The 20,946-nt window shown below is 33.4% G+C and carries 21 protein-coding genes; 6 read left to right on the top strand and 15 right to left on the bottom strand.

The genetic code is table 11. The annotated features are described in order from the left end of the window. Window positions 1-614: 614 nt before the first annotated feature. Together OO775_RS05270 and OO775_RS05265 are read right to left on the bottom strand one after the other, a co-directional pair. Window positions 615-1,478 (bottom strand): sigma-70 family RNA polymerase sigma factor, encoded by an 864-nt coding sequence (locus tag OO775_RS05270; RefSeq protein ID WP_264845992.1) that lies wholly within the window; start codon window positions 1,476-1,478, stop codon window positions 615-617. Window positions 1,479-1,564: 86 nt separating this feature from the next. Beyond that, on the bottom strand, window positions 1,565-1,771 hold the full coding sequence (locus tag OO775_RS05265) for a heavy-metal-associated domain-containing protein (protein WP_264845991.1): 207 nt from the start codon (window positions 1,769-1,771) through the stop codon (window positions 1,565-1,567). A gap of 265 nt (window positions 1,772-2,036) precedes the next feature. On the opposite strand from OO775_RS05265, the gene surE reads away from it, so the two are divergent. From surE to OO775_RS05240, 5 genes are read left to right on the top strand one after another with little or no spacing between them, the layout of a single operon-like run. Further along, on the top strand, window positions 2,037-2,822 hold the full coding sequence (gene surE / locus OO775_RS05260) for a 5'/3'-nucleotidase SurE (protein ID WP_264845990.1): 786 nt from the start codon (window positions 2,037-2,039) through the stop codon (window positions 2,820-2,822). Continuing rightward, a complete protein-coding gene (locus OO775_RS05255) occupies window positions 2,809-3,108 on the top strand; it encodes a hypothetical protein (RefSeq protein ID WP_264845989.1) in 300 nt (99 codons plus the stop codon). The genes surE and OO775_RS05255 overlap by 14 nt, the downstream gene beginning before the upstream one ends. A gap of 39 nt (window positions 3,109-3,147) precedes the next feature. Further along, window positions 3,148-3,732 (top strand): acyl carrier protein phosphodiesterase, encoded by a 585-nt coding sequence (locus OO775_RS05250; protein ID WP_264845988.1) that lies wholly within the window; start codon window positions 3,148-3,150, stop codon window positions 3,730-3,732. Window positions 3,733-3,784: 52 nt separating this feature from the next. Continuing rightward, entirely contained in the window at window positions 3,785-4,900 is a 1,116-nt protein-coding gene (lpxB, locus tag OO775_RS05245; protein WP_264845987.1) for a lipid-A-disaccharide synthase, read from the top strand. A 9-nt stretch (window positions 4,901-4,909) separates the two neighbouring features. Next, the gene (locus OO775_RS05240; protein ID WP_264845986.1) at window positions 4,910-5,515 is read left to right on the top strand and encodes a C40 family peptidase; all 606 of its coding nucleotides are present in this window, start codon (window positions 4,910-4,912) and stop codon (window positions 5,513-5,515) included. Window positions 5,516-5,591: 76 nt separating this feature from the next. Here the strand turns inward: OO775_RS05240 and uvrB are convergent, their stop codons facing one another. The 3 genes from uvrB to OO775_RS05225 form a co-directional block, all read right to left on the bottom strand. Then, on the bottom strand, window positions 5,592-7,595 hold the full coding sequence (gene uvrB, locus OO775_RS05235; protein ID WP_264845985.1) for an excinuclease ABC subunit UvrB: 2,004 nt from the start codon (window positions 7,593-7,595) through the stop codon (window positions 5,592-5,594). Window positions 7,596-7,662: 67 nt separating this feature from the next. Then, window positions 7,663-8,139: a 6,7-dimethyl-8-ribityllumazine synthase gene (gene ribH / locus OO775_RS05230; protein ID WP_264845984.1), complete on the bottom strand. Its 477-nt coding sequence runs from the start codon at window positions 8,137-8,139 to the stop codon at window positions 7,663-7,665. Further along, entirely contained in the window at window positions 8,139-8,939 is an 801-nt protein-coding gene (locus tag OO775_RS05225; protein WP_264845983.1) for a tetratricopeptide repeat protein, read from the bottom strand. The genes ribH and OO775_RS05225 overlap by 1 nt, the downstream gene beginning before the upstream one ends. 125 nt (window positions 8,940-9,064) lie before the next feature. Here OO775_RS05225 and recF point away from each other — a divergent pair, with 125 nt between their 5' ends. Next, a complete protein-coding gene (recF, locus tag OO775_RS05220; protein WP_264845982.1) occupies window positions 9,065-10,144 on the top strand; it encodes a DNA replication/repair protein RecF in 1,080 nt (359 codons plus the stop codon). A gap of 4 nt (window positions 10,145-10,148) precedes the next feature. Here recF and pdxH read toward each other — a convergent pair whose 3' ends face one another. The 10 genes from pdxH to OO775_RS05170 form a co-directional block, all read right to left on the bottom strand. Next, on the bottom strand, window positions 10,149-10,790 hold the full coding sequence (gene pdxH / locus OO775_RS05215; protein ID WP_264845981.1) for a pyridoxamine 5'-phosphate oxidase: 642 nt from the start codon (window positions 10,788-10,790) through the stop codon (window positions 10,149-10,151). 64 nt (window positions 10,791-10,854) lie between these two features. Continuing rightward, the gene (locus tag OO775_RS05210; protein WP_264845980.1) at window positions 10,855-11,766 is read right to left on the bottom strand and encodes a ribonuclease Z; all 912 of its coding nucleotides are present in this window, start codon (window positions 11,764-11,766) and stop codon (window positions 10,855-10,857) included. Between the two features lie 34 nt (window positions 11,767-11,800). Next, window positions 11,801-12,667 carry a glycosyltransferase family 2 protein gene (locus OO775_RS05205; RefSeq protein WP_264845979.1) on the bottom strand — a complete coding sequence of 289 codons (867 nt, stop codon included), beginning with the start codon at window positions 12,665-12,667 and terminating at the stop codon, window positions 11,801-11,803. 54 nt (window positions 12,668-12,721) lie between these two features. Next, the gene (secA, locus tag OO775_RS05200) at window positions 12,722-16,081 is read right to left on the bottom strand and encodes a preprotein translocase subunit SecA (protein ID WP_264845978.1); all 3,360 of its coding nucleotides are present in this window, start codon (window positions 16,079-16,081) and stop codon (window positions 12,722-12,724) included. A 268-nt stretch (window positions 16,082-16,349) separates the two neighbouring features. Further along, window positions 16,350-17,186, bottom strand: a complete 837-nt coding sequence (locus OO775_RS05195; RefSeq protein WP_264845977.1) for a proline and serine-rich protein 1 family protein — start codon at window positions 17,184-17,186, stop codon at window positions 16,350-16,352. Further along, complete coding sequence (gene pssA / locus OO775_RS05190) at window positions 17,183-17,878, bottom strand: CDP-diacylglycerol--serine O-phosphatidyltransferase (RefSeq protein WP_264845976.1); 696 nt, start codon at window positions 17,876-17,878, stop codon at window positions 17,183-17,185. The genes OO775_RS05195 and pssA overlap by 4 nt, the downstream gene beginning before the upstream one ends. 15 nt (window positions 17,879-17,893) lie before the next feature. Further along, a complete protein-coding gene (locus OO775_RS05185) occupies window positions 17,894-19,288 on the bottom strand; it encodes an alpha-amylase family glycosyl hydrolase (protein ID WP_264845975.1) in 1,395 nt (464 codons plus the stop codon). A gap of 123 nt (window positions 19,289-19,411) precedes the next feature. Further along, on the bottom strand, window positions 19,412-20,089 hold the full coding sequence (locus OO775_RS05180; RefSeq protein WP_264845974.1) for a DUF4328 domain-containing protein: 678 nt from the start codon (window positions 20,087-20,089) through the stop codon (window positions 19,412-19,414). A 358-nt stretch (window positions 20,090-20,447) separates the two neighbouring features. Continuing rightward, a complete protein-coding gene (locus OO775_RS05175; protein WP_264845973.1) occupies window positions 20,448-20,723 on the bottom strand; it encodes an alpha-amylase family glycosyl hydrolase in 276 nt (91 codons plus the stop codon). Further along, complete coding sequence (locus OO775_RS05170) at window positions 20,710-20,922, bottom strand: hypothetical protein (RefSeq protein ID WP_264845972.1); 213 nt, start codon at window positions 20,920-20,922, stop codon at window positions 20,710-20,712. Before OO775_RS05170 ends, OO775_RS05175 begins: the two co-directional genes overlap by 14 nt. Between the last annotated feature and the right edge of the window lie 24 nt (window positions 20,923-20,946).

Genomic DNA, 20,946 nt, shown 5'->3' with positions numbered 1-20,946 from the left:
TAAATAGTATTCTATATAGAATAAATAACATTCCATTTAGAATATAACTAATTCTTCTAATTATTATAAAAAAACATATTGAAAATATATATTTATTATTTATTTTAATGTATCTCCGTAATCACTAATAAAAAAATCTATTTGCCAAAAAATAGAATTCAAAAATAAAAAATACCATTGAAAATAAGATAATTATATTTTATGTTTTTGGTAAATTACCACAATGAAAATTATTTATTACACTAACCGGATATACAATTATTTTATCTATTTTTTTATTAAAAATAAATTTTTAATATTTTTTATTTTATTTATAATAACTATGCTGTAATTTACAATTACCTATCTATCATTTATAAATACCTATTTATCATTTATAGATATCCTCCTGTCATTTCGAGCGAAGTCAAGAAATCATATTTACAACTTATTTTAAAAAGCTTCGACTTAGATTAGTAAAACATTTATATAATTTTAGTATTTATTTTAATAAAAAAAGAAAAGTAAATATTAAATACTTTTCATTATATAATTCTATTCTACATAGCTATTTATAAAAAAACTTCTTAGTACAATACTAAGAAGCTTTACATTTATAACATAAAAAAAATAATTCAGCCTAAATAGGTTTTCAAGATTTTACTTCGTGAAGTGTGCTTTAATCTTCGAATGGCTTTCTCTTTTATTTGACGAACACGCTCTCTTGTAAGGTCGAACGTCTCTCCTATTTCTTCAAGCGTAAGCGGATGCTGTCCGTTCAACCCAAAATACAAACGGATAACATCAGCCTCACGAGGAGTAAGTGTTTCCAATGCACGTTCTATCTCGGTTTTAAGCGATTCGTGCATTAACTCTTTATCAGGATTGGGCGATTCACCGCTGCGCAACACATCGTAAAGATTAGAATCCTCTCCCTCTACCAAAGGAGCATCCATTGATATATGGCGTCCCGAGTTTTTCATCGATTCCTTTACGTCATTGACCGACATATCCAACTCTCTGGCTATTTCCTCTGCGGAAGGTACGCGTTCGTGAGCTTGCTCCAAATAAGCATACATCTTATTGATTTTGTTAATTGACCCAATCTTATTCAGAGGTAGTCGAACAATTCGCGACTGTTCAGCAAGCGCCTGCAAGATAGACTGACGTATCCACCACACGGCATACGAAATAAATTTGAAACCGCGTGTTTCGTCAAAGCGTTGGGCAGCTTTGATAAGTCCTAAATTGCCTTCGTTGATAAGGTCTGGAAGCGTGAGTCCTTGATTTTGGTATTGTTTAGCTACCGAAACCACAAAGCGAAGATTCGCTTTGGTTAGCCGTTCCAGCGCAATCTTGTCGCCGCTTTTTATACGCTGTGCCAGTTCTACTTCTTCATCAGCAGAAATCAAATCGACCTTGCCTATCTCTTGCAAATACTTGTCTAACGATGCAGTCTCTCGGTTGGTTACCTGTTTGGTAATTTTAAGTTGTCTCATTGGTTTTTCTAAAAATAAAATTAACGCTACATACTCTTATACGTAGCAAATAAGGTTTTGGTTACAAAAATTTACGTATTTAACTTTTATTTAACCTCTGCTTTGTATCCCGCCTTGCTCACAAGTGCCTGTATTTCACTTTCCGAAAGCGAAGTCTCTACCTCCAAGGTCTTATCCGATGAGGTCAAATCGACCTTCCAGCTTTTTATTTGCTCATTCATATCGAATTCTTTAGCTACTTTATCAACACAGCCTTGGCATTTGAAATTGGTTTTAAATTGCATTTTATCCATTATAATATCATTTTAAACGAATTTATTTTATAGCAAAAATCATTCCAAATATTGTTAAAACGTCTTTTTGTCTGTTCTATTTTTCTATTTTCCTTCACAATGGTTTTTTATTCAAAATATATTTTATTTTCGGCATAAAATTTGCTGAAAGAAAGAAACGGAAACAAAAGCATTTTGTTAAAAAATACGTTTTTTGACAGATATGTTTGCGCAAAAGAATTTTTTACTATACTTTTACGGACTTTTATACATATATATCCAATCAATGTCAGAAAAAAAACCTTTAATCTTAATAACAAACGATGATGGAATAACCGCCCCAGGTATTCGCGAACTTATCAAAATAATGAACGAAATAGGCGAAGTGGTTGTCGTTGCTCCCGATTCGCCGCAGAGCGGAAAAGGACACGCCGTTACCATTGATTCAACACTCTATATCTCGCCTCGCAAAATCGATAACGGAGTACAAAACGAATATAGTTGTAGTGGCACGCCCGCCGATTGTGTCAAAATTGCCAAACACGAAATCTTGAAAAGAACCCCCGATTTGTGTGTGAGCGGCATCAATCATGGGTCGAATTCTTCAATCAATGTCATCTATTCTGGTACTATGAGTGCTGCTGTTGAAGCCGGCATCGAAGGAATTCCTGCCATTGGCTTTTCTCTTTTAGATTTCAGTTGGAATGCCGATTTTTCGCAAGCACGAAGTTTCATTAAACAAATCACTTTGAATGTTCTACAAAACGGACTACCCAAAGGAACAGTTCTCAACGTTAATATCCCTAACCTGAAACGTAACGACATCAAAGGTGTAAAAATATGCAGACAAGCCAAAGCACGCTGGGTCGAAGAATTTGACAAACGAATCAATCCGCAAGGGCGCAATTATTACTGGCTTACAGGTAAGTTTATCAACGAAGACAAAGGCGAAGATACCGACGAATGGGCATTAGAAAACGGATATATCTCAGTTGTTCCTGTTCAATTTGACCTTACTTCATATCACGCTATCAGACAATTAAATACTTGGAACTTTGATGAAAAGAAATAAAAAACGAATTTTAATCGATTTAGGTATTGGTTTCCTTGTGGGAACTATCACCAACACGCTGGGAGTACTCCTTTGGTGGCTTCTTTTTTCAAAAAACGATTTGGAGACTTTTTTACTAATAGCCTATCAAGAAGGACACTTAGGAGCGATTGTTTCCATAGCTGCGCTACTTAGTTTGGGAGCATTCTTTTTGTTTCTCAAACGTTCGTTCGATACCCGAGCAAGGGGCGTGTTACTATGGGTCTTTGTAACGGCTTTTATCGTTATGTATCTCGAATTTTTTTAGAAAAGAATGAGGAAAAATTTGTATTCTAAGTAAAAAACTATGAATTTTTTAGCGCATATCTATCTCTCTGGTGAAAATGATGATTTGCTTAAAATAGGTAATTTTATGGCAGATAGTATCAGAGGCAAGCAATATTTAACCTATTCTTTGCCTATTCAAAAAGGGATTTTGCTACATCGAAAAATAGATTTTTTTACAGATTCACACCCTATTTTTCGTCAAAGCAAAAAGCGCTTAGTTCCTCAATTTGGACACTATGCAGGAGTAATTACCGATATATTTTACGACCACTTTTTAGCAAAAAACTGGAACTTATATACTGATATTCCTTTGAAAATTTATGTTAAAAATTTTTATCAACTCCTTGAAAACAAAAAAGAATTACTTAACAAACAAACCCAGCAATTAGTCTCACATATGATTCAAGATAATTGGCTCGAAGCTTACCAATCCGTAGAAGGAATTAGCAGAATTCTTTACCAAATGGACAAACGTACTGAATTTCAATCCAGAATGCAACATGCAACAGATGAATTGTTTTCTAATACCTCTTTTTTTGAACAAGAATTCTTTGATTTTTTTGATGATATACGTGCCTTTGTAAAAAAAGAACTTGAAAACTAAGTAATTTGTACTATTCTATTTCTTTGAATATAATAAATTTGTCTAATAAAAAATGAAATATTATATCATAGCAGGTGAAGCTTCTGGCGATTTGCACGGCTCGAACCTAATGAAAGCCCTCTTAAAAACAGACCCCAATGCCGAATTTCGCTTCTGGGGAGGCAATTGCATGGAACAAGTTGCAGGAACTTTGGTCAAGCATTACAAAGACTTAGCCTTTATGGGATTTTGGGAAGTGCTAACCAACCTGCGAACCATCTTGCAAAACATTGATTTTTGCAAACAAGATATTCTTTCATACCAACCCGATGTACTCATTTTTATTGATTATCCAGGGTTTAATATGCGAATTGCCAAATGGGCAAAACAACAAGGATTTGCTACACATTATTATATTTCGCCTCAAATATGGGCATGGAAAGAGAATCGTATCAAGGCTATTAAACGTGATGTCGATTTTATGTATGTGATTTTGCCTTTTGAGGAAGATTTTTACCAGAAAAAACATCATTTCCCTGTGCATTTTGTCGGACATCCACTTTTAGATGCAATTCATCATAGAAAATCAGTAGATTTTCATATCTTTGCCAACGAAAACAAATTGGATAACCGTCCTATAATTGCTCTCCTGCCTGGAAGTCGCAAACAAGAAATTGCTAAAATGCTTTCGGTAATGCTTTCTGTTGTTGAAAAATTTACAGCGTACCAGTTTGTTATTGCTGGGGCTCCTTCACAAGACTTTGAAGTGTATAAACCTTTTATCAAAAATGAAAATGTTCATTTTATCAGTGGGAAAACATATGATTTACTAAGTGTTTCGTACGCTGCTTTGGTTACCAGTGGCACAGCAACTCTTGAAACAGCCCTATTCAAAGTACCCGAAGTGGTTTGCTACAAAGGAAATTGGATATCGTATCAAATAGCCAAACTAGTCATAAAACTAAAATATATTTCGCTGGTCAATTTGATTATGGACAAACCCGTAGTTACAGAACTCATTCAAAATGAGCTTACTACAAGCAATTTAGAACACGAATTAAAAAAAATATTACAACCTGAACATCGTCAAAAAATCCTTGACAATTATGCTCTTTTGGAAGAAAAACTAGGAAATTTTGGCGCTAGTGAAAAAACAGCTAACTTAATTTTCAATTCTATAAAAAAATAAGTATTACATATGAGAACAATTATTTTATCTATTTTGATTATTTTATCTTTCACATTAACCTCATGTGCGCAAAAATACAGCACACGAAAGCGCAGTACGGCAATCATCAATTCGCCAACACGAACTCAAACAGCATTCACTCAATCAAGAACATTAACATCGACAACTTCATCATCAAAAACAAGAAATAAAAAAATTGAAAAAAAGGAAGAGGAAGAAATCATTTCAGAGGCGTCTTCAACAACACAATTGGTTATCGATACAGCTCTTTCATACTTGGGAACACCTTACAAGTATGCAGGAACTACACGCAAAGGAATGGATTGCTCGGGACTAATGTATACCAGTTTTCTTGTCGCCGATATAGAACTTAATAGGTCTTCTGATGGTATTGCTTTACAAGGTTCAGATATAGAACTTTCTGAAGCTCGTATCGGTGATTTATTGTTTTTCAAAACTTCTCGTAAACGAGCCATTAGTCACGTAGGTATGATAGTTGAAGTGGGTAATTCTGTTAAGTTTATTCATTCTTCAACAACCAAAGGGGTTATCATTTCTGACTTAAAAGAACCTTATTGGGAAAATGCTTTTGTAAAAGCAAAACGAATTTTGTAAAGAATTTTAGTTACAAACCTAAAAATATTATTGAAAAATACACCTCTCTTTTCCTCTTTTTTATAGATAAAATAACCTAATCTATCTTTGAAAGTAATTCTTGCAATTTTTTCAATTCGTCTCTGTATTGGGCTGCTTTTACAAAATCTAATTCTTTTGAAGCATTTTCCATTGCTTTTCGAGTTTCTTTTATCTGTTTTTCGAGTTCTTTTTTAGAGGAGAATACTACTTTTTGAGTTTTTGGTTGAATTTTGGGCGTATTATCATAAAAAAATTCGCTGATAATACTTTTACTTAGTGTATTTTCAATTTTTTTGTTAAGAGGTTTGGGAATAATTCCATTTTCTTTATTGAACTTTAATTGTTTTTCACGCCGGTAAGACGTATCGTCAATAGTTTGTTGCATACTTTGAGTTATTTTATCGGCATACATTATTGCCATTCCATTTACATTGCGAGCTGCTCGCCCCACAGTTTGGGTCATTGACCTATGCGAACGTAAAAATCCTTCTTTGTCTGCATCTAAAATGGCAACTAGTGAAACTTCTGGCAAATCTAATCCTTCTCGAAGCAAATTCACTCCAATAAGCACATCAAATAATCCTTTACGCAAGTCTTGCATTATCTCAACACGCTCAAGTGTATCAATATCACTATGAATATATCGGCAACGAATACCTATTTTGGTCATATACTTAGTAAGTTCCTCTGCCATACGCTTGGTCAAAGTCGTAACAAGTGTCCGCTCATCGGTCTCTACACGTTTTTGTATTTCTTCAACCAAATCATCAATTTGATTTTCACTCGGACGAACTTCAATAATCGGATCAAGTAATCCGGTAGGACGAATAACTTGCTCTATATAAGCCCCTTGTGTTTTTTGCAACTCATAATCAGCCGGTGTAGCACTTACATAAATAACTTGATTTTGTAAAGTTTCAAATTCTTCAAACTTCAACGGACGATTATCCATAGCCGCAGGCAATCGAAAACCATATTCTACCAAATTTTCTTTCCGGCTTCTATCGCCTCCGTACATTGCGCGTACTTGTGGAATTGTTGCGTGGCTTTCGTCAATTACCATTAGGTAATCATCTGGGAAATAATCTAATAGGCAAAAAGGGCGACTACCTGCCTCTCTCCCATCTAAGTAACGGGAATAATTTTCAATACCTGAGCAATATCCTAGTTCTTTTATCATTTCAAGGTCAAAATTGGTACGTTCTTCCAATCGTTTCGCTTCTAAATGTTTTCCTATAGATTTGAAAAAATCAACTTGTTTTACCAAGTCTTGTTGTATATTCCATATTGCATTTTGTAACACATCGGGCGAGGTTACAAACATATTGGCAGGATAAATATTTATACTATCAAATCGTTCAATAATATGATTTGATTTCGGGTCAAAAGTTTCTATACGTTCTATTTCATCTCCAAAAAAATGAATTCGAATCGGAATTTCGCTATACCCTGGGAAAATATCGACAACATCGCCTTTACTTCGGAAGTTTCCATGCAAAAAATCGGCAGTTGTTCGCGAATACAAACTCTGAACTAAGCGTTGCATTAGTTTTGTTCGAGATATTTTTTGGTCAATTTTCAAAGAAATGACATTTTTCTGAAATTCTACCGGATTGCCGATACCATACAAACAAGATACCGAAGCCACAACAAGAACATCGCGTCGACCTGAAAGTAATGATGATGTTGTGCTTAATCGTAATCTTTCAATATCTTCATTGATAGAAAGGTCTTTTTCTATATAAGTTCCTGTAACTGGAATATAAGCCTCCGGTTGATAATAATCGTAGTAAGAAACAAAATATTCGACAGCATTATTCGGAAAAAAAGATTTGAATTCACCATATAATTGTGCTGCAAGTGTTTTATTATGAGCCAAAACTAAGGTTGGGCGCTGTATCTGATTAACAACATTAGCAATCGTAAAAGTCTTTCCTGAACCTGTTACTCCGAGAAGAGTTTGATATTTTTCACCAAGAGTAACTCCTGAAACTAATTGTTTTATAGCCTCGGGTTGATCGCCCATTGGGCTGAAATCGGATTGTATTTGAAATCGCATTGTCCGTTTTTCTTAAAAAATATGCGGATTCTTTTGAAGAACCCGCATAAAATGAATATGAATAATTTTATAAACTAGTCATTTTAATTGCAGCTATTGCTGCTTCAACGCCTTTATTACCGTGTTTTCCTCCACTACGAGCTATTGATTGCTCAATTGTATTATCTGTCAATACGCAGAATATAACAGGTGTTGATTGCATTGTGTTCAATTGTGCAATACCTTGTGTAACACCTTGACAAACAAAGTCAAAATGTTTTGTTTCTCCTTGTATTACACAACCAATTACAATAATTGCATCTAACGAAAATCTATCAAGCATCTGTTTAGCTCCATTGACAAGTTCAAAACTTCCTGGCACGTACCATTGATGTATATTGTCAAGGCTTGCTCCACAATCAAGTAACGTATCCAAAGCACCTTTTCTCATATTCTCTGTAATGGAATAATTCCACTCAGAGATAACAATACCAAATTTTTTATTTTGAATATTGGGTAAAGAATTTTTGTCGTATTGCGATAGATTTTTATTTTCAGTAGCCATTATTGCTCTTTTAATACTTGTACGCGACTTAATTGTATTTCGATTGTACGAGCCTCTTCCGATTTTGGGTATTCATCTTTTATTTTCTCAAAGTATTCAATTGCTTTATTATAATTTTTTAACTCTGAGGCTACGAGTCCTGCTTTTTGTAAATAAATAGGTGCAGTATAATTATTTTTGCTCTTTTTAAATGCTTTTTCGTAATAATCAAGCGCTTCTTTGGGTTGTTTGAGTTGAGCAAAAGCATCTCCTATATTACCAAGAGCCAACGCACTAAGTATTTCATCATCAGATTTGAATTTGTCCAAATAATCAATTGCTTCTTTATATTTGTTCATATTCAAATATGCCATTCCTGCTGAATATGTAGCTATATTAGCAGCTTTGGTATTGTTATAATTTTTGATAATATCCAAAAATCCGTAACGTCCATTGGTCCCACTAAGCGAAAGTGCAAATAGCGAATCTTTTGCTTTCGTTTCAGTAGCATTCAGTGCATTCTCAAAAATTTGTAACGGATACGAAAGTTCATTAGAAGCCTCTTTTGCTTTGGGAGTAGCAACTAATTGTTGGTATAACATATATCCCAATCCTACTACTACAATGGCAACAAGTGTTCCTATAATTGCTTTTTGATTTTTTTGAACCCACGCTTCGGTTTTTGAAGCCCCTTGGTCTAAAGTGTTAAAAACTTCTGCTGTAGTGCTTTCTTCTTGCAATTTTTCAAGAGTTTCTTCTACTTCAACATCTTCTTTTTTGTGTCTGTTGGGTCTGTAATTGTTCTTTTTATAAATAGCCATAAAATGTAATTTTATTAAAGCGAGGCAAAAGTAAAAAAAAATTTTGTAATAAATAATAGTTTTCTCAATAATTTTTAATAATTTGCGATGTTTTTTGAAAAGTAACTTAAATAAAGGTCTAAACAATGTTTTTGAAAAAACTTTCAGTACTAAATTACAAGAATATCAAAATGCAGGAATTAACTTTTTCTCCTTATATAAATTGTTTTATAGGTAATAATGGCGTAGGAAAAACTAACTTGTTAGATGCTATTTATCACCTAGGAATGGGCAAAAGTTATTTCAACACACTTGCCATTCAAAACATTACACATAATCAAGATTTTTATCTCTTAGAAGGATTTTTCTCTCGCCAACAACGAGAAGAAAATATAGTGTGTAGCGTGAAAAAAGGACAAAAAAAACAGATAAAACGAAATGGTAAAGCATACGAACGCATAGCAGACCATATAGGCAACTTCCCGATGGTAATTGTCTCACCTGCAGATCGCAATTTGGTTACTGAAGGAAGCGAGGAACGCAGACGTTTTCTTGATGGAGTTATTTCTCTGACCAATTCGTCATATCTTTCAACATTGATTAGCTACAACAAAATATTAGCCCAACGCAATAGTTTATTAAAATATTTTGCTGAAAATCAAACTTTTGATACAAATGCTTTACAAGTTTATAACGAACAACTTTCGTGGTTCGGCGAAGAAATTTATATGCAAAGAAAAACTTTTTTAGATAATTTTCTACCTGTTTTTCAGGAGCAATACCAGATTATTTCGGGCGGAAAAGAAAAAGTTTCTATCACCTATCAAACCACCTTGGCTAAGCACCGATTAACTGACCTTCTTTTGCAAAGTCAAACCAAAGATTGTGCCGTGCAATACACAACCTGTGGCATACACAAAGATGATTTACTCTTTGAAATAGAAGGACATATGGTCAAAAAATTTGCAAGTCAAGGACAACAAAAATCATTTCTAATAGCTTTAAAGTTAGCTCAATTTCATATTATTCGCAAAAAAACAGAAGTTACTCCTATCTTATTGTTAGATGATATTTTCGATAAACTGGACACTCTCAGAGTAGAACAACTCATAAAACTTGTTTCAGAAGAAAATTTTGGTCAAATATTCTTAACCGATACCCACTTGGAGCGTACCAAACAAATCGTACAACAAATATTCAAAGAATATAAAATTATAGAATTCTAATCAGTTACGGACTTAATCGTTCTATTTTCCAATCAAAATCATCTGTTAAAGTATAACGAATACGGTCGTGCAGGCGATTGGGGCGACCTTGCCAAAACTCAATAGATACAGGACGAACCAGAAAACCTCCCCAATATTCAGGGCGGAGTATTTCTTTTCCTTCGTATATTTTTTCAAGTTGTGCCAGATTTTCTTGTAAGAAATTACGAGAAGGTATTACCTCACTTTGCTTAGAAACAACTGCACCTAATTGGCTTCCTCGTGGGCGAGATTCAAAATAGCCATCTGAAAGATTTTCTGTCAATTTTTCAGCAATCCCTTTTATAATAACCTGACGCTCCAAAACAGCCCAGAAAAACGATAAACATACATTCGGATTTTCACTTATTGCCTTACCTTTCTCACTTTCGTAATTGGTATAAAAAATAAATCCTTCGTGTGTAACTTTTTTCAATAAAACTACACGAGTCTTGGGAAATCCATCTCTACCAATAGTTGCAACAGACATCGCATTAGGCTCTCGTTCTGTTTCACTTTGTTCTGCTTGAAAAAACCAAGATTGAAATTGTTGTATCGGATTTTCAGATATTTCAGTCTCTAAAAGTTCTCCCTGATTATAAACCTGTCTATAGTTGCTTAAATCCATCTTATTATTTATAAATCAACACAAAAAAACCATCTATTTTTTGGAAATAATTTTTATTTTTTAGCTAATTTTCAAATAAAAATTCTTTCCCATCTTCGCTTAGCAAAACATTTTCAAAAATAGTTTCTGCTTCTTCTTTGAATAAGTTTTTATTACCATAACGAGATGAATAATGTCCTAATATAAGTGCCTCAGCCTGTGCTTTTTCAGCAATTTGCGCAGCTTGCAAAGCAGTACTATGCCTTGTTTTTTCTGCCAATTCGACATTAGATTGCAAAAATGTAGACTCGTGGTAGATAACACGCGTCCCTTTTATAATATCTACTATTTCAGGAAGATACATTGTATCACTACAAAAAGCGTAGCTTTGTTCTCTTGCAGGAGGAAAACTTAACTGGTCATTGGGAATAATTTTTCCATTGTCCAAAACAATATCTTTTCCATTTTTGATATTCTGATAGTAGCACACATCAATTTCCCATTGTTGTACTGCATCAATATTTAGTTTGCGTTCACCTTGCTTTTCTTCAAACAAAAATCCGTTGGTATAAACACGATGTTGTAAAGGAATTGTTCGTACGCTAACCTTCTCATCTTCAAATATTAACTGACTTTCTTTACTTTCCAATTCGTGGAAAATAAGCGGAAAAGGCATCCAAGAACCACTGAGTTTGAGCAAAAGTAAAATAGCTTCTTTTGCTCCTTTGGGAGCGTAAATATGAAGCTCTACCTCTCTACCCAACAAATGAAACGTTGAAATAAGCCCAGGTAATCCGAAAAAATGATCGCCATGCAAGTGCGAAATAAAAATATGCTTAATTCGAGAAAACTTAGCTCCTACATTGCGAAGAGCCACTTGCGTTCCCTCTCCACAATCAATCAAAAAGAGATGTCCTCGTATTTCAAGTAATTGCGATGTAGGGCGTGCATTATTACGAGGTGTAGCACTATGACAACCTAAAATAGTTAATTTCATCAACGTTTTGTTTATGAGCAAAGATACCATTTTTTTAAGAGAAAAGAAAACTTTTTCGTATTTTCTGAAAAATATTCTCCCAACGATATTTTCGTATCCAAACGCCCTGTTCATGTGTTACAATAAATGATTGTTTTTCTTTTTTTGCTTTGAAATATCCTTGTAAGTAATTGTCTAACAAAGTTATACTTCTTTTTTTAAATGCTAATTTGAGACTTGCAAACAGACTTATCCAAAAACCATATCGAAGCCTATAAAACATTTCTCCTTGTAAATATTGCGCTTTTTCACTATATTCTGCACCTGTAGGACGTAAATGCTTGACCAAGAGAGATGTATCTGTTTTCACTTCCCAACCATAATAACGAGCCAGAAGTTCATCAACTGTATCCCAACCCATTGCTTCTTTAAGATCGCCAATGGCTTCAAAACATTCGTTTCGATAACTTTTAATAGCTCCTCGTAAATGATTTTTGTCTGTCAAATCTTCTATTTCCCATTTACCTGAATCTTTCTTAATACTACAAAAACCGCCACACATACCCAATTTGGGATTATTTCTAAAATGTAGCACAATGGTTTCCAGATAATTATCAGGAAAAATTAAATCTGCATCAAACTTACAAATCAAATCTACTTGTGCAAGTTTTGAAAGTCCGTCATTGAAAGTTTGTACTACTTTTGCTCCTGGCAAGCGATATATATCCGAATTTCGTCTAAAAACCTGTATCTGCGGATATTGCTCTGTGTATTTTGATGCAATTAGAAAAGTTGCATCAGTAGAATTGTCATCAACAATAACTATCTGATGTGCTTGATAAGTTTGCTCTAAGAGAGAATTGAGCATAAGAGAGAGATTCTCAGCCTCATTATGCGCCGGAATTACAATACCAATTTTCATTTTTAAAAATCAAAAGCGAAAAACGACCTGAAAATCAAGTCGTTTCTCTGTGTATTATCTTTTAAGAATCCACTCTCCTTTTTCTAAAAAAGGTAAAGCTTGTTTGTATTTCATTTCTTTCAATTCGCCATTGAGAATATTCTGAATGGTTACTCTATCATTTCGTCCAATTTTCGGCTGTTCACGTACAATAGTTTCAACTACTTGGCGTTGTTGTGTTTGTCCTGCTTCACGATGTCGTCGCGCCATTTCGTCTGAATTAAAAACCTCTTCTTTATTGGTTTGCAATTTTTCTTGTTGGCGAGGCATTTGATGAGCTTCGTGTATATTGTCTGGTTCTTGTGTGGGCAATTCGGCACGGAATAAAAAATTCACAATTTCTTTATTGACCTTATCGACCATTGTTTTAAAAAGTTCAAATGCTTCAAACTTAAATATAAGTAACGGGTCTTTCTGTTCATGGACAGCAAGTTGTACTGATTGTTTTAGCTCATCCATTTTTCGAAGATGTGTTTTCCAAGCATCATCAATAATGGCTAACGAAATATTTTTCTCAAAATCAAGAATTAGTTTTTTCCCGTTGGACAAATAAGCCTCTTTTAAATCCGTAACAATATTGAGCGTTTTTTGCCCATCCGAGAAAGGTACTACAATACGTTCATAGTTGCTATTGGGGTCTTCATATACGCTTTTAATAACAGGAAATGCTATTTCGGCATTGCGAAGCGTTTTATTTTTATAAACTTCCAACATTTTTGGATACAATATTTGTATCAATTCTTTGGTTGTTTTTTTGCCAAAGTCTTGTTGTGATATCTGTGGTTCTACGGCAAAATATTTAATACATTCGTATTCAAAATTTTTAAAATCATTACTAATTTTATTTCCTTCGATAATAACTTCGCATGTATCATAAATAATATTGGCCAAATCAACCTGCAAGCGTTCGCCATAAAGTGCGTGGCGACGACGTTTGTAAATTACCTCACGCTGAGCATTCATCACATCATCATATTCCAAAAGTCGTTTACGAACTCCAAAATTATTTTCTTCAACTTTCTTCTGAGCTCTTTCAACCGATTTTGTCAACATTGAATGCTGAATAGCTTCTCCTTCTTTTAATCCACCTCCTATGCTATCAAGTATTTTAGCTGTTCGTTCGGCTCCAAAAAGGCGCATCAAATTATCTTCAAAAGAGACATAGAATTGTGAACTTCCGGGATCTCCTTGTCGTCCCGAACGCCCTCGAAGCTGTCTATCAACACGGCGAGAGTCGTGTCTTTCTGTACCAATAATAGCCAATCCACCTGCTTTTTTGACCTCTTCGGTAAGTTTAATATCAGTACCCCGTCCTGCCATATTAGTTGCAATGGTTATAACTCCTGGTTTTCCAGCTTCTGCTACGATTTCTGCTTCTTTTTTATGAAGTTTAGCATTGAGTACATTATGATGAATGCCTCGCATAGTAAGCATTCTACTCAATAATTCAGAAACTTCTACCGAAGTTGTACCAATCAAAACAGGACGACCTGCCTGAGAAAGTTTTACAACATCATCAATAACCGCATTATATTTTTCACGTTTTGTTCTATAAATAAAATCATTATGATCATTACGAGCTATTGGACGATTTGTAGGAATTTCCATTACATCTAATTTATAGATTTCCCAAAATTCGCCAGCTTCGGTAATTGCTGTACCCGTCATTCCCGCCAATTTTCGATACATACGAAAATAATTTTGCAACGTAACTGTTGCATATGTTTGTGTAGCAGCTTCTATTTTCACATTTTCTTTTGCTTCAATAGCCTGATGTAGCCCATCTGAATAACGGCGTCCATCCATAATACGACCTGTTTGTTCATCAACAATCAATACTTTATTGTCGATAACAACATATTCTACGTCTTTTTCAAAAAGAGTATATGCTTTCAAAAGTTGATTCATTGTGTGAATACGTTCACTTTTTTCCTCAAATTCTTGGAATAATTTGTCTTTGAGCTGAGCTTCTTCTTCTTTTGAAAGATTTTGATTTTCGATATTAGCTATTTCTGAACCAATATCGGGCATTACAAAGAAATTCTTATCGTCTCCTTGTGAAATTTCGTCAATTCCTTTATCTGTAAGTTGTATCTGATTATTTTTTTCATCAATCGTAAAGAAAAGTTCTTTATCAACTTTTGGCATCTCACGATTATTATCTTGCATATAGAAATTTTCTGTTTTTTGTAGAATTTGCTTTATGCCTTCTTCGCTCAAAAATTTGATAAGTGCTTTATTTTTAGGAAGTCCACGATGTACACGAAGCAGTAAAAAACCTCCTTCTTTGGTGTTTCCTTCTGAAATTAACTTTTTAGCTTCAGCCAACACACCATTCAAATACTGACGTTGTTTGCTAACCAAATCGGCTACAATAGGTTTGAATACATCAAACTCGTGAAATTCTCCACGAGGCATTGGTCCCGAAATGATAAGTGGAGTACGTGCATCATCAATTAACACTGAATCCACCTCATCAACAATGGCAAAATTATGCGGACGTTGTACCAACTCTTCAGGAGTATGTGCCATATTATCACGCAAATAATCGAAGCCAAATTCATTATTAGTTCCATAAGTAATATCGGCGTTATAAGCCATTCTTCTTCCTTCAGAATTGGGTTGATAATTATCAATGCACTCTACTTTGAGACCATGGAACTGAAACAAAGGCCCCATCCAAGCACTATCTCTACGAGCCAAATAATCATTGACTGTAACCAGATGTACACCATTGCCTGTCAAAGCATTAAGATATACAGGCAAGGTTGCTACAAGGGTTTTTCCTTCTCCGGTTTGCATTTCGGCTATTTTTCCCTGATGAAGAGCAATTCCTCCGATAAGTTGCACATCGTAGTGAATCATATCCCAAGTAATGGCTTTCCCAGCAGCATCCCAAGAATTCTTCCAAACGGCTTTATCTTCTTGAATCGTCACATAATCTTTCAGAGCCGAAAGTTCTCTATCATAAGGAGTTGCAGTAACTTCAATTGTTAAATTGTTGGCAAAACGGCGAGCAGTTTCTTTCATTGTAGCAAATGCTTCTGGGAGAATTTCATTAAGGGTAGCCTCACCTACTTTGTATGCCTCATCGGTAAGTTTATCTATTTCGGTATAAATATCTTCTTTTTGACCTATTTCATCAGTTGTATCGGCTTGATTTTTAAGCTCTTGTATTTTGTTTTGATATTCAGCACGTGCTTGTGCTATTCGTTCTTTAAACTCTATGGTTTTGGCTCGCAATTGATCATTGGTAAGTGATTCAAAATGAGATTGATATGATTTTATTTTTTCAACTATTGGGCGAATCTCTTTCATATCTTTCTTGGCTTTATCACCAACGAAAATTTTTATAAGGGATGTTACTAAACTCATAAAATTTTATTTTTTTATTTTATATAGACTTTTCTCGGCAAAAATAGTACCATTTTTGTTTCAATCGGCAAATGTACAAAATAATTAGTTTTTGTAACTATTTTTCCTGACATTTTTTCCGAACTTTAATAGAAAAAGGCAATTTGTCATTTTTTTTATTCCTAAAAGTAATATTGTTTTTGAAAATTATTCATAAAAAATGAGCTTAGTTTTTACTAAACTCATTTTCAAAAATTTATGAATAATCTACAAAATTATTTTCTTGTTTTTATCTGTATTGTGAAACAAATTTCATCAAATCACGCTTATAACTATCAAAAGTAAAGCTATCATACACTATATAAAAATTATTCTTATCTACGCAAATAGGATATAATTGCTGTGCAAGTGCCAACTTTTTCTTTTCAAAACTGATTTTATCTAAAATAATCCGTATCTGATGCGAAGTAAAATCAGTATTATTTATCTGTTGATTGACAAAATCTATCCTTGCATCATCAAAAGCTGAAATATTTTCCATTGCTCGTACAAAATTATTAAAATCTACATCAGGCATTACATTGCCTATATATCGATTATTATGGTACGGATTATTCCAAATATCATTCCAATCATTTATTCCATATTGCTGATTTCCAACAGGATAAACACTCAAAAGATAAAGCCCGTATGCAGTAAAAAAATCTAACACCGTACGCGTATTATTCTGTGCAAGAATATGAGTTCGATATATGAGAAAACCATTTTCGTAAATCGAAATTGGAACTCTTCCTGCATTTACATCGAAAAAACGAAACTTCCCTGAGGCGTTACTCATTACTTGGTCTGCTACTTTAATAGTAAAATATCCTTCTTCGGGAATGCGTAAGAAAATTTCGGTATATCCAAAGTCCAAATTCCAACGATAATTATTGGTTCGCGTAGTTGTCCTTTCTCTCTGATAATCATATCTTCTAGTGGTTTTTCCAGAATACTCCCAATCCATTTTTTGTTTGTACATTTCGCCAGAAGTTGCCTCATTACGAAGTAATTCGCCTATTTTTCCAGCCTCTTGCGCAATTCCTATTTGTCCTACCAAAATTGCTATTAAAAATACTTTTTTCATATCGTTTCTTTTTTTTCTTTCCAAAAAATAGAAAGCAAAATATATGCCATAATAATTAAAGGAATGGATGAAAACCAAAAAATAATTAGTAAAACAGCCGAAAATACCAAAAAAACGTACTTTTGAAGATTTTTTTTCAGTGAAAAAGATTTAAATTTCAGCGCAAATAATCGAATTTCGCTATTGAGCAAATAACTACTAACAAGCGTAATAATTGCCAATATCCAATAATTGGTCAAAAAGCTAAAATCATTTACAATTAAAGCTAACGAACTAATAAACAAAGCATTAGCAGGAGTTGGTAACCCAATAAAAGATGTAGTTTGTCGCGTATCAATATTAAATTTTGCCAATCTGTATGCTGAAGCCAATGTAATTAAGAAACCTAAAAAAGGTAAATATTCTCCAATAGAAAATGTATGTATTTCCGTAGTGTTTTTCATTAGTGAAAACATAACTATTCCAGGGAAAAGCCCTGAGGTAATCATATCTGCCAAAGAATCTAATTGTACTCCCAAAGGTGAGGCGACTCCGAGCCAGCGCGCTACGAATCCGTCAAAAAAGTCAAGGACAATTCCTGCAACACACCACAAAAAAGCCGCTTGAAATAATCCATTGGTAGCACATAATATAGCGACAATTCCACAGAAAAGATTACCAAGAGTTACTATATTAGGTATATGTTTTTTCATTTTCAAAAAAATAAATTATTTAATAAAAACTTTACAGCTCCAAGGCTTTAGCTCTAATGAATTATGCGATTCAGAAAAGATGACTGACTCCTCTGTATCAAAATCAGTATACGTACCTTCAAAAAGAGTTTCTCCGAAAGTAATTTTTTGCAATTTGTCAGAAAAATTAAATACAGCGAATATTTTTTCCTTTTCATTCTGGCGTACAAAGCTCAAAATCGATTGTTCGTTATTATTCGGCACCTTTATCATTCTTGCCCCCCAATGAGCGTGCCAAAGCACTGTACTGCGTTTTTGCAGGTCAAAAAGGCGTTTGTAAAGCATACCTATTTCATCTTCTTTCCATACGATTGGGTCTTTTTCAAAGAATTGTAATCGCTTTGTATTTCCAGCTTCTTGCCCATTATATATCAGAGGCATTCCTTCCCCTATTACTGAAAGAGTAATGGCATTTTTTAAGCCTTCGCCAAAGGCTTCGTACATCGTTCCTTCCCAAGCGTTCTTATCGTGATTAGAAACGAAAGTCATCCGCATACTATTTTCTGGAAAAGCACTTTCATTCCACGAATAGTAAATATATAGCTGATTTACATCGGCTTGTTTTTGGCAAATTTTATGTACTGCATCATACCAAGTCCAAGCATAGGTCATATCAAAGGCTTCTGCGTGTAAATCCCTCGATTCCCACTCGGCAAGCATAAATACAGGTTTGATAGCATCCAATTCTTTTCGGACATTATTCCAAAAATCAACAGGTACAAATCCCGCTACATCACATCTATAACCATCTATATCGGCTTCTTTTACCCAATACTTCATAGCTTCGGTCATATATTTTCTCAATTCGGAATTATTGTAATCCAAATTGATTATATCTGACCAATCCCACCAAGGTGTAGGGCGAAAATCACCCTTATAATCTCTTTGATACCACTCAGGGTGCTTCACAGTAAGCTCGTTATCCCAAGCTGTATGATTGGCAACCCAATCCAAAATTACGTACATTCCCTGCTGATGTGCTTCCTTTACAAAGGCTTTCAAATCTTCCAAAGTACCAAATTCGGGATTCACTCCGTAATAATCTTTTACTGAATACGGACTTCCAAGTGTTCCTTTTTTATTCTTTTCGCCTATGGTATTAATTGGCATAAGCCAAAGAATATCAACACCGAGTTCTTTAAGACGCGGAAGCTGTTTCTGTGCTGATGCAAATGTTCCTTCTTCTGTAAATTGCCTTGTGTTAATTTGATAAATAGTCGCATTCTTTGACCATTCAGGATGCTGTAACTTTACATAAGGAACAGGAGTATATACATCATCTATCATATCAGAATTTTGATTATTTTTCTCAATAGGATTATTACAACCATATAATATTAATCCTAATAAAGAAAATACTATCTTTTTCATAATATTATTCGTTTTTATTTTTTTATTATCAAAATATCAAAGAATTATTTGTCATAATAAAATCAAAGCAAATTATAAAAATAATCTCTTTGAATTTATAAATTTAGAATTACAAAATAATCCTTATACAATATCTTTCTCATCTCCTTCTATCTTATGTAATAAAGGTTCTGATAAAGCATAGTTTTTGATTACTTTTATAGCAAAAACAGCTGCTATTATTGTAAATACATTTTCAATTGTATAAAAAATAGGAATATTTTGTAAATCTTCAATAGAATAATTATCTGATTTTTCAAAATGATAGACTATATTTCCAGTAATATATGATGCTATCCAAAAAATCCACCATATTAATACTGAATTTGATTTAAAATCAGATTCAAATTTGATATTTTTCTTAATAAATAGGCTTTCTGTTTTCTCATAAAGCTCTTTCATTATCTTATATGGACGAAAAAGATTCACAATAGGAACAAACCAAGCTCCTGCAGCCCAACCATCAGAATAAGATACATTCAAAACTAATTGAGATAAATTATAATACGCTCTACGAAACCATAGAATAAAAAATATAGCACAAATTAATGTTAGTATAAAACTAATAATTAATGTAGAATAATCTATAATTTCAAAAATTAATTTACTTTCCTCTAAAAATTCTTCTCCTTGAGCTATTCTTTTTATTGAATTATATTCATAATAGTTCAAAAAAGGCATAACAAAAAAATATCCAATAATTATTTTAAATACTAAAATTACATTTTTAGCTCTTTTTTCGTTATTTTTTAACAATTTCATCCTGTATAAAGTTTATAATTACTATATTATACAAAAAATTTATCTATCAACTAAAAAAGTGTAAAAAATATACAATAATATATAAGGAGTTAGAAGCTATTTATTAAACATTTAAAAACTTAATCTATTTAGCAAACTTAAAAATAAAAAAACATTACAAAGCAACCTTTAAAAAATATTTATATATCCTTTTTAGAATAAAAAAATAATAAATAAAACTATCTAACTCCTATTATGTTTTATTTTACTGACCTATCCATTTAATTAAATACCCTTAAACAATTAATAAATAATGGCTTTTTATCAGGTATAGTTTCTGTATCGCAAAACGGCATTAGAAATTTAGCGTTAAAAAAAATCAATGCTTCTCAGTAAGCTCATTATCCCACGAAGTATGATTCGCTACCCAATCCAAAATCACATACATTCCTAGCTTATGTGCTTGAGTTACAAATGATTTTAAATCCTCCAACATCCCAAATTCAGGATTAACTCCGTAATAATCTTTCACTGAATACGGACTTCCGAGCGTTCCTTTTCTATTTTTTTCGCCTATGGTATTAATTGGCATAAGCCAAAGAATATCAACACCGAGTTCTTTTAAGACGCGGAAACTGTTTCTAAGCTGCTGCAAATGTTCCTTCTTCTGTGAATTGCCTTGTATTAATTTGATAAATAGTCGCATTCTTTGACCATTCAGGATGCTGTAACTTTACATAAGGAACGGGAGTATATGGATTATCCATTTCTTCTTCTAAATTTATCATTTTTTTCTGTGGAGCATCGCAATTCCATAAGAATATTCCTGACAGAAATATCAGAATTTTTTTCATAATCCATTGACTAAATTTTACTTT

Origin of the sequence: Capnocytophaga catalasegens (genome assembly GCF_026005215.1) — a bacterium.
In the GTDB taxonomy this organism is placed as follows: Bacteria; Bacteroidota; Bacteroidia; order Flavobacteriales; family Flavobacteriaceae; genus Capnocytophaga; species Capnocytophaga catalasegens.
Note: the sequence above shows the minus strand (reverse complement) of the source record. Positions and strands in the feature narration are given on the sequence as shown.

Coding starts and splice junctions, on each gene's coding strand:
- OO775_RS05270 (WP_264845992.1), bottom strand. CDS start 1,478: ATGAGACAACTTAAAATTACCAAACAGGTAACCAACCGAGAGACTGCA.
- OO775_RS05265 (WP_264845991.1), bottom strand. CDS start 1,771: ATGGATAAAATGCAATTTAAAACCAATTTCAAATGCCAAGGCTGTGTT.
- surE (WP_264845990.1), top strand. CDS start 2,037: ATGTCAGAAAAAAAACCTTTAATCTTAATAACAAACGATGATGGAATA.
- OO775_RS05255 (WP_264845989.1), top strand. CDS start 2,809: ATGAAAAGAAATAAAAAACGAATTTTAATCGATTTAGGTATTGGTTTC.
- OO775_RS05250 (WP_264845988.1), top strand. CDS start 3,148: ATGAATTTTTTAGCGCATATCTATCTCTCTGGTGAAAATGATGATTTG.
- lpxB (WP_264845987.1), top strand. CDS start 3,785: ATGAAATATTATATCATAGCAGGTGAAGCTTCTGGCGATTTGCACGGC.
- OO775_RS05240 (WP_264845986.1), top strand. CDS start 4,910: ATGAGAACAATTATTTTATCTATTTTGATTATTTTATCTTTCACATTA.
- uvrB (WP_264845985.1), bottom strand. CDS start 7,595: ATGCGATTTCAAATACAATCCGATTTCAGCCCAATGGGCGATCAACCC.
- ribH (WP_264845984.1), bottom strand. CDS start 8,139: ATGGCTACTGAAAATAAAAATCTATCGCAATACGACAAAAATTCTTTA.
- OO775_RS05225 (WP_264845983.1), bottom strand. CDS start 8,939: ATGGCTATTTATAAAAAGAACAATTACAGACCCAACAGACACAAAAAA.
- recF (WP_264845982.1), top strand. CDS start 9,065: ATGTTTTTGAAAAAACTTTCAGTACTAAATTACAAGAATATCAAAATG.
- pdxH (WP_264845981.1), bottom strand. CDS start 10,790: ATGGATTTAAGCAACTATAGACAGGTTTATAATCAGGGAGAACTTTTA.
- OO775_RS05210 (WP_264845980.1), bottom strand. CDS start 11,766: ATGAAATTAACTATTTTAGGTTGTCATAGTGCTACACCTCGTAATAAT.
- OO775_RS05205 (WP_264845979.1), bottom strand. CDS start 12,667: ATGAAAATTGGTATTGTAATTCCGGCGCATAATGAGGCTGAGAATCTC.
- secA (WP_264845978.1), bottom strand. CDS start 16,081: ATGAGTTTAGTAACATCCCTTATAAAAATTTTCGTTGGTGATAAAGCC.
- OO775_RS05195 (WP_264845977.1), bottom strand. CDS start 17,186: ATGAAAAAAGTATTTTTAATAGCAATTTTGGTAGGACAAATAGGAATT.
- pssA (WP_264845976.1), bottom strand. CDS start 17,878: ATGAAAAAACATATACCTAATATAGTAACTCTTGGTAATCTTTTCTGT.
- OO775_RS05185 (WP_264845975.1), bottom strand. CDS start 19,288: ATGAAAAAGATAGTATTTTCTTTATTAGGATTAATATTATATGGTTGT.
- OO775_RS05180 (WP_264845974.1), bottom strand. CDS start 20,089: ATGAAATTGTTAAAAAATAACGAAAAAAGAGCTAAAAATGTAATTTTA.
- OO775_RS05170 (WP_264845972.1), bottom strand. CDS start 20,922: ATGAAAAAAATTCTGATATTTCTGTCAGGAATATTCTTATGGAATTGC.